General features: G+C 61.2%; 13 protein-coding genes and 1 pseudogene. All 14 read right to left on the reverse strand.

From position 1 onward, the window contains the following. A pseudogene (locus M1L53_RS32675) lies at positions 1 to 562 on the reverse strand (hypothetical protein); the annotation flags it as partial. A 14-nt stretch (positions 563 to 576) separates the two neighbouring features. Continuing rightward, on the reverse strand, positions 577 to 1,014 hold the full coding sequence (locus M1L53_RS32680) for a hypothetical protein (RefSeq protein WP_261949470.1): 438 nt from the start codon (positions 1,012 to 1,014) through the stop codon (positions 577 to 579). A 9-nt stretch (positions 1,015 to 1,023) separates the two neighbouring features. Further along, entirely contained in the window at positions 1,024 to 1,425 is a 402-nt protein-coding gene (locus M1L53_RS32685; protein WP_261949471.1) for a hypothetical protein, read from the reverse strand. Beyond that, positions 1,422 to 2,006, reverse strand: a complete 585-nt coding sequence (locus M1L53_RS32690) for a translation initiation factor IF-2 N-terminal domain-containing protein (protein WP_261949472.1) — start codon at positions 2,004 to 2,006, stop codon at positions 1,422 to 1,424. Before M1L53_RS32690 ends, M1L53_RS32685 begins: the two co-directional genes overlap by 4 nt. Position 2,007: 1 nt before the next feature. Next, positions 2,008 to 2,679 carry a hypothetical protein gene (locus M1L53_RS32695; protein ID WP_261949473.1) on the reverse strand — a complete coding sequence of 224 codons (672 nt, stop codon included), beginning with the start codon at positions 2,677 to 2,679 and terminating at the stop codon, positions 2,008 to 2,010. Continuing rightward, entirely contained in the window at positions 2,679 to 3,659 is a 981-nt protein-coding gene (locus tag M1L53_RS32700) for a hypothetical protein (protein WP_261949474.1), read from the reverse strand. The genes M1L53_RS32695 and M1L53_RS32700 overlap by 1 nt, the downstream gene beginning before the upstream one ends. 65 nt (positions 3,660 to 3,724) lie before the next feature. Further along, positions 3,725 to 4,069 carry a hypothetical protein gene (locus M1L53_RS32705; protein ID WP_261949475.1) on the reverse strand — a complete coding sequence of 115 codons (345 nt, stop codon included), beginning with the start codon at positions 4,067 to 4,069 and terminating at the stop codon, positions 3,725 to 3,727. Next, positions 4,066 to 4,332 carry a hypothetical protein gene (locus M1L53_RS32710; RefSeq protein WP_261949476.1) on the reverse strand — a complete coding sequence of 89 codons (267 nt, stop codon included), beginning with the start codon at positions 4,330 to 4,332 and terminating at the stop codon, positions 4,066 to 4,068. Before M1L53_RS32710 ends, M1L53_RS32705 begins: the two co-directional genes overlap by 4 nt. Before the next feature lie 125 nt (positions 4,333 to 4,457). Beyond that, complete coding sequence (locus M1L53_RS32715) at positions 4,458 to 4,721, reverse strand: hypothetical protein (protein WP_261949477.1); 264 nt, start codon at positions 4,719 to 4,721, stop codon at positions 4,458 to 4,460. Next, complete coding sequence (locus M1L53_RS32720; RefSeq protein WP_261949478.1) at positions 4,721 to 5,521, reverse strand: N-acetylmuramoyl-L-alanine amidase; 801 nt, start codon at positions 5,519 to 5,521, stop codon at positions 4,721 to 4,723. Before M1L53_RS32720 ends, M1L53_RS32715 begins: the two co-directional genes overlap by 1 nt. 49 nt (positions 5,522 to 5,570) lie before the next feature. Next, positions 5,571 to 6,185, reverse strand: coding sequence for a DUF2744 domain-containing protein (locus M1L53_RS32725; protein WP_261949479.1), 615 nt, complete (start codon positions 6,183 to 6,185; stop codon positions 5,571 to 5,573). Continuing rightward, positions 6,185 to 7,825 (reverse strand): phage tail protein, encoded by a 1,641-nt coding sequence (locus M1L53_RS32730; protein WP_261949480.1) that lies wholly within the window; start codon positions 7,823 to 7,825, stop codon positions 6,185 to 6,187. Before M1L53_RS32730 ends, M1L53_RS32725 begins: the two co-directional genes overlap by 1 nt. 251 nt (positions 7,826 to 8,076) lie before the next feature. Then, on the reverse strand, positions 8,077 to 8,970 hold the full coding sequence (locus tag M1L53_RS32735; protein ID WP_261949481.1) for a phage tail protein: 894 nt from the start codon (positions 8,968 to 8,970) through the stop codon (positions 8,077 to 8,079). Positions 8,971 to 8,990: 20 nt separating this feature from the next. Continuing rightward, positions 8,991 to 10,472, reverse strand: a 1,482-nt coding sequence (locus tag M1L53_RS32740) for a transglycosylase SLT domain-containing protein (protein WP_261949482.1), incomplete at its 5' end; no start/stop codon positions are given.

A 10,472-nucleotide genomic window follows, 5' to 3' on the forward strand; every position in this document is an offset into this window, starting at 1 on the left:
GAGCCATCGCATTGACGGCCGACACTGGAACATTTACTACTGCAGCGCCAGTTGCCGTGATCACTGGGACTTGGGCAGCGGCATTGACTGCGATCGCCGGAATGGTGGTCGCGAAGTGTGCTGCCACCGACGAGGTGGGAGTCGCAACCGAGACGACAGCCACAGGAGCCGCCACCGTAGCGGCGGAAGACTGAGCCGCAACAGCAGGCAATGCCTGCGCACCCACTGTGATGGTCTCGACCATGATGATCGAATCGGCGCGGACAGCCGGGGTGCTGGCCTGAGCCGTGACAATCACCGCAGTCTCGGGATCGACCGTCGCGAAGGCTGTGAGCGAAGGCGCAATCGCCGAGGATGAACCCAAGGTTCGGACAGCGGTCATCGACGCATCCGCTCGAACCGCAGGCGCTACCGCCAGTGCCGACGCCAGCGCTCGCGGAACATTCACGAACGCCGGCTTCGTCCCATCCCACACCAACACGTCACCGAGATATGCCCGGATCGCAGGCTTACCGTCGAGCCACATTCCGGAGATCGACTGACCTCTGTTGAACAACCCCATCGGTCAGCCTTCCGTTAAGCGGCAGTGAGCGTGACCAAACCTGCTGCGTCCCAAGTTATTGTGAAGGTACCGGCGGTCGTGGACACGTCGGCACCAAAGTCGACGTAGGCGATCAGCGGCCGAGTGGCGTCGGTGCCGGGAGAGCTGTTGTAGATGACCGCGTACCGTGCAGTGATCGTCGACCCGGTCCACGCTGTGTCCTCGGCATCGAGGACGAGGGTGTTCGTTCCTGCGGTGTAGTTCACGGTAGGAGTCGCGAGCGCCGCGCCGCCGGCAGTGTAACCGGTACCGGACGCCTCGTTCGTCACCGACGACTTGTATTGGTGTGTGTCCTGGTCTGGGGTGTATGCACTGGTGCAGAGCATTACCTTCAAGGCATTACTGAGCCAGTTGATTTCACCATTGAAGGCAGACTGCAGCGCCTTGCCATAGAGTTTCGCGGTAACTGCCATGTCGGTCTCCTAGGACTCGAAAGTGATGTAGAGGGTCTCGGGGTCTTTGCTGGGGATCGCGGCATAGTTGGCGATCGTGGTCCGCTGAACGCGTGCGATACCACCGGCGTTGCGGACGAACCCCGGTTGGCCAACTGGCGCAGGCATTCCGGCATCGATGAGCGGCCAGATGGGAAGTGGTGAACCGGATTCCGGGATGAGGATCTGGTATTCCTTGGCGCGGACAGTGAGTGTTGCCGGTCCGGGTGAGAGGTCAGGGGTGGTGAGTACGCCGTTCACTGCCTGCACGAAGTAGGTGCGGGTTGTGACGACTTCGTTTCCGTCGCCGCGAATCTCGGGGATCTGGAAGGCGAAGACGGATTGATCGTCAAACTCTGCGACGTCACGGATTTGTCCGGTGAGTACGGTCACGACTCCCCCTCTGCGTATATGCCGCGCATGATCTGGGCGGTGTCGTGGTCGACGTTCGCGGATGCGTTCGTGATGGTGCTGCCGTATTCGGCGAGCTTGGCGAGGAGTTCAGCGGAGTCGATGCCGAGTTCTTTTGCCAGTTCGTGGACTCGGATCACTTCAGTGACTTCAGGTTCAGCCTTGTTGAGGGCGAGGGGTTCGAGGGTTGCCGGCTCGTCGAACTCGGCAGGACTGTCGTCGACCACCGGATCGGGCACCACAATCTCGTAACCACCTGCCGTCATCAGTGCCCACCATGCGGCCTCGTTGATCGACACCTCGTGCTGCAGGATGTACGAACCGGGCATCTCCACGTTCAGTGCTGGCGCCTCTGTCGTCCGTAGCGGGACTACCTTCACGCAAGGACTCATCGACCCGAAAGCGGGCTGCACCCACACGATTACGCGAGTGTGCGTCAATGTCACCCATTGCCCGCCGACTAGTTCGCGGCGATTCTCCGCCAATGGTTCCGACAGTTCGTACAGGTGCGCGGGGCCGGGGCATCCGCCATAGTTGGCGTCGATCAAAGTTGCTGTTGGCATATCAATCCTCGTCGTAGAGATATTCGATGACCGTCACGCAGCCGTTGGCGCCTTTGCCTGCAGGAACGCTGGGCGCTTGACCACCACCGCCTCCGCCTGCCGGGAATCCGCCAGCAGCGCCCGATCCGCCACCGCCGCCGGACTGGAGCGTCTGCCAGAACGCTGGGTTGCTTGTACCGCCAGGAACGAGAGCGGACTTGCCGCCGTTGGCACTACCGCCACCGGCTCCACCGCCACCCCCGGCCAGTGTCGAATAGCGAACATTTAGAGCGGTTCCGCCAGCCGAGCCAGCCTGAGAGCCGTCGCCGCCAGGCAGCATTGACTGCCCGCCTTTGCCTCGGGTCGTTGTGGTCGCACCTTTGCCGCCCTCGGTTTCGAGGATGTCGCCGAATGCGGACCTGCCTCCGTCTCCGCCTGTGCGGTTCGAATTGTTTCCGCCGTTGCCACCGAGTCCGACGATGACCGGAACGGTCTCGGGAAGTTCCGCGGCAGGGATCCTCCGCTTGGGCGATCTGACTACTGCCCCACCGCCTCCGCCATGACCGTTGCCATTGCCTGAAGGCCAACTGCCGCCACCGCCAGCGCCGCGAATGACAAGTTCAATGGCATACAGGCTTGGATCTTTAGTCCACGTATCCGAAGCGGTATATACGCGAACCCTGTTGCGCGGCATCAGGCTTTCCGTTCAATGACGTAGAGAAGCCCTACTCCTCCATTGCCGCCGTTGCCGGTCTGGTCGAATCCACCGCCAGCTCCGCCGCCACCTCCGCCGCCTGGCGAAGCGCCGTGTCCGCCATCTAGATGGCTTCCATATCCGCCGCCGCCACCGCCGCCACCTGTTGCAATAAATTCGGGTGGCGCGGTCCCATTCATTCCAGGCTGCCCGCCTGGTGATGCGCCGCCGGTTCCGCCGACTGCGCCGAAGTTTGTGCCCGCGGCACCGCCGCCTCCACCGCCGCGGAGTTCACCCGGATAGTTCGACCAGCCGCCGACTGGATCTGGCGTGAAGCCGCCGATGCCGCCGTAGCCGCCCGCGATCAAACCTGAGCCGCCAATGGGTCGAGGGTGGTCGTTGCCGTTTCCGCCGAGCCCGCCTTGTCCGCCAGTTGCAATCAGGTATGGTCCGAACATCACGTTTCCGCCGCCGGTGCCAGCGCCCTCGCGGCCGCCTCCCACGCCTGGGGCGTAGATCGTGATCGGCACTGAAGCAGGCAAGAAGTGCGCAGGAATGGTTGCAGTGATCTCACCGCCACCACCGCCGCCGGATCCGCCTTGGCGGTTACCGATCTGCGTATCCCACTTGCCACCGCCACCGCCGCCACCAGCGCCGATCAGAATCAGGTCGACGGACACAATTCCCTCGGATGGGTAGTAGACCTGGTTGGTGCTATACCTCAACGCTTCACCCTGAAGGAGCATCTGCCGGACAGCTTCTTTTATCTGGCCGATCTCGACTTCGTGCGAGTTTGTGATCGCGATCTGCTCAGCCAAGGGCGACTGGATATTGAACCGAAAAGCGTTCTGGGCGCCACCGAAAGCGCCACGTGCGCCGCCTGTCGCGAGGGCCTTGGCCGACTCCGCGGTGACATCCTGCCCATACCGGGAGCCGACGACATACGCACCATCAGGGGCGGAGATTCCTGGGGTTGTCATCTAGGCCTCCTTGGTGGAATCCGATTCGCTCACAAAATCTTTCGATGAACGCTTACTTTTCCTCATTAGCCGTCGCCGCCCCTAGGGACGATCTCTAGGTCGGCAGGTGGGGCTGGAACTTGAATTCCATTGTCGGCGAGAGTGTTACGCAAGGTGGCGATGTACGTCCGGGCCGCGAGTTGCCAGCGGTCCAAGTGGTCAATCACATTGTCACGCTCGGCAACTTTCTTCTCGAGCTCGGTCGTCCGAGCATCAGCCTTGTCGGCTCGTGCATCCGATTTATCCAAACGCACAGCCAGAGAGGCAATATTGTCTTGAGGTGCCCGCCTCCACGCAGTAACAGCGCCCGCGAGCGCCGAACCAAACGCGACAATCAAAGCGAGAAGGACACCAAGAGAATCAGCGCTCACCCACCTACCTCCTGATGTGCCCTGGTCATCCCGAAATGAATGCCAGCAATGCCGATAGCTACAACGCCGAACGCAATCGGCGCAGGAGGTTCAGATAAAACCGAACCGGAAATGATCGACACTCCATAAAACATCCACCCGAAGATCCCGACGATGTGCGCACCAACAGCCCACCTCCCCCACACCGCTGCAGTCGCCAGCAAGGCGCCAGTCACCATGAAGACCACCGGCCACACTGGGCCAAAGGATTCGATGATCACCACTAGCGTTTCCTGGCCTGGAGGCAGTGGCCGCCGGACCCACTGAGACGGCCCTAAGTAAAGGACCCCCACGGCGATCGAGATCAAACCCATAATCAGGGAAACAATGCGCACCCCTGACATGCCGTTCACCCTTTAGGGGCCGTAGCAAGCGCAGGAAGGTACTGCTTCAGGAATGCATCCACTGCGGGGTTCGCGAGGATCTTCGTCACGCCTGCGATGATCGGAACTGCCGCCGCCAATGCTGTCGACTGTGTAGTCGTCGAGGCGTCTGTCAGCGCCGCCAATACTGCCGGCAGAATCGCAATCAGAAATGCGACCACCGTGCGAGCTACAGCCCGCCACGGGTACTGAGACTGAGTTGCTTCGTCAGGCCTTGAATGTTCTCCCATTACTTTCCTGCCTTGATCGCAGCGGTGAGAGCATCGATGCTCTCCTTGAGTCCGTCGATCTTGCCGACGATGTACGCGCCATCAGCGGCATCCAAAACAGCCGCGCCGCCATGCGGGTACGACTCGGGATCAACCTGCCCTTCCGGCAAAGTGCGGGATCGGACAACACCATTGATGCGCTCGGCCGCCTTGAATACCGTCTGTTGCTGATCATCGGAAAGAGCCATGAGAAAACCTCCGGGGGTAGCAGGCGCAGCAAATGCGCCGTTGATTCGAGCCTGAATGTCTGCGCGGAACTTGTTCATGTCCATTCCGCCGGGATCCCACTTACCTTGAGCTGCACCAGCCCACTCTTTGTGGCCGATCGCATGCGATGCAGGTTGACCGACCCTCCGGAGGATCGCAGCGCAGCACCGCACATACGCGTCATACTGTGCGGGCGACCAGCCTTCGGTGCCGTTGTTCTCCGCCTCGATGCCGATGGTGCGTTCGTTCGCGCCGTTGGTCGGCAGGCCCGGGTATGACCCGCTGCCGGCATGCCAGGCGACACCCACGCCGACGACGGTGGCAACACCATCTCGGGACAGGTGGATCTGCGAGCACAGGCCGAGGCTTGGATGGTTCGCGATGTAGCCGGGGTTGTTGCCGGGTGGGTTGTTGCCGGTGTGGTGTGCGACGACGCCCCAAATGGTTTCCATGTCGCCATGGCCACGGTCTTTCCAGCCGGGGTATTCGACGACTTTGATTCCCTCGGCACGCAAGACATCTGCGAGCCAGACGGGATCTCCTGTCCAGGTCATGTGCTTCTCCTAGCTAGGGTTGCCGCTGAAGCGACTGCGTTCCAGCGCATCAGATCCCCCTGTTGTTCGGGTTGTTGAGAATCCCCTGACGAGGTTTCTTCGACGACATCTCGAGTGCGATCACACGACGCTTCTCTGGCATCGGAATCGGCGCCATCAGATAGCCGTTCACGGCACTGACCGTGTGATCCGCAGGGTTGAACAGATCCGATCCGTCCACCACGACAGCCGTATCCATCTTCGGCTCATCAGGTTTCACCACGCCGTGATAGCGCAACTGCTCGGCGATGAACTCCTGCTCATGGCGCGTGTACTCGGCCATGTCCGGGAGGGCCACCGGCGACACTTCCGGCTCGTCGATGTCGACCCACTGCATCGCACCGTTCAGGTAATGCTGCTGGCCGCGGTACGGCACACGAAGTTTCAGCTTCGGCTGCGGAAGCTGGCTGACATGAATGTTTCCGTTCTCGTCAGCCAACTTCGCAAGACTTGGCGCGTACACAATTGCCAACGAGTCCCACCGCTTCGACCACGCTGCCCGCTGATCCGGTCCAGGCGTGTATTCCTGCTGACCGGCGAACGGCAACTGCACCGCGATCCACTGCAGCACCTGCTCCGGATCGTTCGGATCGCAATTCTCGAGAGTCGGAATCCGATCAGCCACTACATCACTCCTAGTTCCTGAAGCATTCCAAGGAAGTCCTGCATGTCTTCAGCCATCCGAGCGACCGGGTCTTCCGCTTCCCGCTGGCCGATCTGGATCTGCCAGCCGGGAGTTGAGTCGCGATCCCATGCGAGGGTCAGTTCAGAGACGCGCTCGACGAACAACCGCCCCGGCTTCATGCCGAGGACGGAGAACGCCACACGATCGCCGAGGAAGAAGTGACCATGCCCGCGTTGGCCGATACGCCACGGAGCACCGTCAGCGACAGTGAGTGTGACGCGGTTCGTTTCTCGGGTCGACCACATGCCGGCGCGCATCGCGAGGAGGAACGCCAGCGTGTACGCCCGGTCTCCGCCTTCGGCCCACTTCTCGTGATAGTGGGAACCGCCGAGACGTTGCGCTCGTTGTGGGCTCTTCCACTTGCCGAATGCCAGGAACACGTCCGTGTACAGCGGTTTCAGGATCGCGTCCGCGACACCACCGAGAGGCGGAACGCCGGGAATCATGGCAGTGAGGTCGCCGACCATCTGCACTGCGGCAGAGATCAACTCGTTCACACCGGGCATCGAGTGCCCGCCCGCTACAACCCCAACGTCAGTCGCGGGTTTGTGGCTGAACTCCGACGCCTGAATGCCGGTGTGTTCACCTTCGCGGTACACCACACCGGGCATCGACGGGATAGTCCCCTTGAATCCGGGAATCAAATATTCGCCAGGCACGTTCGGGTCGTCGACCTGTTCGACGTTCTCCGTGATGCCATCGGCGCCGATGTTGATCAGTTCGTGGAACAGGCCTTCGAAGATGTTGCCGCCGAATGATGTTCCGGTGTTCCATCCCGACTTGTCGATCAGGTCCCAGACGAGGCAGCCGTGACGGATATTCGCGCCCGGCCACGGAGGCGGATCACCCTGGAGGTAACGCCGCGGTTCCCAGGACAGCTGGGCGTCAGCGACGATCTTCTTGCTGACGTCGTGCATGTTCTTGAAGCGGGAGTGGACGATAGCGCCGACTGAATGATCGGGTTCTAGGTCAGGCTTGACGACGTTCCACCAGGTCGACTGGTCGAAGTTGTTCCACATCGCCGGGTTCATCGGATCGTCCGGGAGCATGAACAGCGACGATTCGAGTCGCATCAGGTTCACGAGCAGGGTCGTCTTCAGGGCCCACCGTGCACGGCCGAAGCAGATCCACAAGCGAGGAAACTGCACTTCGGCGGGTAGGAATGGGTTCGACCACGCGAGGATGTGCTTCAGTTCCTCGTAGTCGTTCTTGAAGATGACCCGGACGTACTTCCGTCCGTCGTCATCCTTGATGATCTTGAACTCGTCCATCCGGCCGCCCCAGCGGGAGCCGTCTTTGTCGATCGTGATGTGGACGTTGGTTGTTCCTCGCCCGTCGATGTCGACGAGCCACTTCGACATGAAGTAGTCGAGCGGCATCTCGAGCGAACCGATTCCAGTCTCATTGTCGAGATACTGGAACGATGCGTTGTTCTCGCGCTTGATGATTCCGCGGAGATTCCAGTCGCCATCCCATAGCCGAACCAGCGGCGAAGTAAGTCGCTGATTCTGCTCAGCCTTCAAACGGTCGGTGATCTGGGTGAATACGGCGTCGAAGTCGATTGTTTCGACTGAGGTCACACCTGCCCCCATTCGTGGCCGCACTTGCATGTGCGAATAACTTCGAATCCGAATTCACTATTGCCGTCTCGTCGATCGAGGAAGCGTGCGTATCGCATGACCGCTTCGTCGGACCACTCGGGAGAATCGGCCCGAATCTTGTCCAGGTCCCAAACTTTCGCCCGAGGCGCCCGGAGTGCGTGACATTCGAACGTCTCGCACGCGGGACAGAAGCACCAAGCTTCAAACCTCTCCGCCATGACACACTCCTGTTACTGAAGGCCCCAAGGCCGTGACCATGGACGGGGGCAGCGGACTTGGATTCCGGCGCCGGCAGGGGCGTTGCGCATCCCCACTGGGAGCTGAACCTGATTGGTGTACGGCGGGATCGGATAGCAGAACGTGACTCCTTTCATCTGCTGCCAGTACGGGATCTTCAGCAGGGAGGTCGCCTGGTCGGCTTCCTCGTCCGTGTCGAAAAGGATCGTGTCGCCCGCAGAGATTGCGGGACACCAGATCTTGCGGTCAGCGTCAATCACGGCCCGCTCGTACCGGTCGTCACCGAAACTGAAGTCCGGCAGCATTGGACGGCCTGGCCCCTGGACCACGTACTTCAGCCAGATCGGGACGTCGGTCGGATTCGACACCGGCAGCGTCCCGTAGTTGATGGACCCGCTGGATGTGTCGGTCGGCGAAACCCACTGCGCCGTAACGTCCGGCTCGTACCACCACGGATCATTCGCAACGCACGTCATCGTCACCTGCGCGTCACCGAGCAGCCGCGGGTCATGTTCCATATCGACCTGCGGCTGCTCAGCCAAACGCAACTTCAGAAACCGGCGACTACCCTCCGAGGTGATCCACAACGTGCAGTCCTTGTCGTACGACCACGCCTTGCGCCACTCCGAATCCGCTTCAGCCCACGAATCGACATGATCGTCAGTGATCCACACCCCGAACACGAGGTCGCGCTGAAGGTTTCGCTTCCCGCCATACGTCGAACCAGTTTGGAAAGCGTGCGAATTGTGGATCGTCTTGACCGGAGCGTCGTAAAACCCTTCGACCTTCGTGCCGAGGTGAGCCCCTTGTAGTCCCATTCCGGGGCCCGAAAGCGTGAACCATTTTCCGTTCACGCCTTCGAGCTCCACAGTGGCGGTGAATGTCATCCATCACCTCCTGGTGAATGTCAGCGACCGGTGAACGACAGCGCTTGCTGCTGCTGCCGGATGCGCTCTTTCTGAATCGCCTCGGCCATATCGGCGACGTGATAGTGGATGTGCTCCTCGATGACGCGGCCACCTTCGGCGATCGCGGACTGAATCGAGTTGGACCCCGCCTGATCCGAGACGACAGGAGCGGCCGCCTGAGCACCCTGGACGGCAGCGTTGATGTCCATCGCCGCCTGCCAGTACCGGTGATTCGGATCCAAGGGCGTGCCCTGAACTCCGAGAATCTCCGGGATGGCACTCTTCGCGATGTCGCCGACCTGAGTTCCAAACTGAGCGAAACGACCCTCCGCGTACAGGCGAGCCTCTTCAGGATCGAAGACGCCGCCCTGCGCGAACATGCCCATCGCCCGCTGCACGCCCTCGACACCCTGCTTACGGGCGATCGAGTTCATGCCATCGACGAACGACGAACCCACAGCGCGAGTCCACTCGGGCCGCATGATCGACTCACCGCCGGAAACTCCGACCTGGAACTTGTCCTGGCCGGGGCTGTATCCGGGGATGATCCCGCCGAGCGCGTAGCCGTGCCCTTGGCCCCACATGGCCCCGAGGTCATCGCCATACCTGGATCGGTAGTAGCGCAACGCCGCGGACATTGAAGCATCGGGATCTGTGCGATCGTTCGGCAGATCCGGATTGCGGTAGGTCGCAAAGGTTCCAGGAATGACCTGAAGTAGACCCACCGCTTCATTGCCGCCCGAGTTCACGTCCTGAACCGACTGAACGATGTTCGGATTGCCGCCGGACTCGGACTGGATCTGCGCGAGCATCAGATTCTGATTCCGCTCGTTGGCGTCGAACCCCTCTCGCTGGAGAGCTTCAATCACCTTGGAGCGCCATTGTTCTGCGCCAGCGCCGATATCGAACGGCGTCGACCCTGAATCGTTCGGCCCGGAGGCACCCCTGATAGCAGTGGTCATCGCATCCTTGATTGCGGTGAACGCAGCCTTGGGGAGTTGACCCATCAGCGTCGGTCCGAAATCCGGTATGCCAGCACCAATGCCCGACACCGTCTTGTCGAATGTCGAAGCTGCGACCGACCGGGCCGAGTTGACTGCGCCGCCAAGAAGACGGCGCACACTTCCCATCAGCCCGCCGCCATCCGCGTCGGCCGGATCGCCGCCAGGGCCAACCGGTTCCGCGACTGCCCAGTGCACATGGTTGTTGTGCTCCGCCATCGTGCCCGCGCCGTAGAACCCGTAACCGTCACCGACCGGGTTGCCGGCGCCGATGTTGCGATTGAACGGATCGTGGATCAACTCGATGGTTCGGCCTGCAAAGTTGTCTGCAATCCAGCCTGCGAGTTGGCGCATCTCAGGGGTCGAGGAGTAGCCGTTCGAGAAGTCCGCAGCCATACCCTGCGAGTGGTAACCGTTGTCGGTGTAGCGAAGACCGGAGGTCATTTGCATTCCGGCGCCGAACTTCTCCTGCACGGCCGA

This window comes from Rhodococcus sp. T9N (genome assembly GCF_024436645.1).
Classification (GTDB): domain Bacteria; phylum Actinomycetota; class Actinomycetes; order Mycobacteriales; family Mycobacteriaceae; genus Rhodococcus_F; species Rhodococcus_F qingshengii.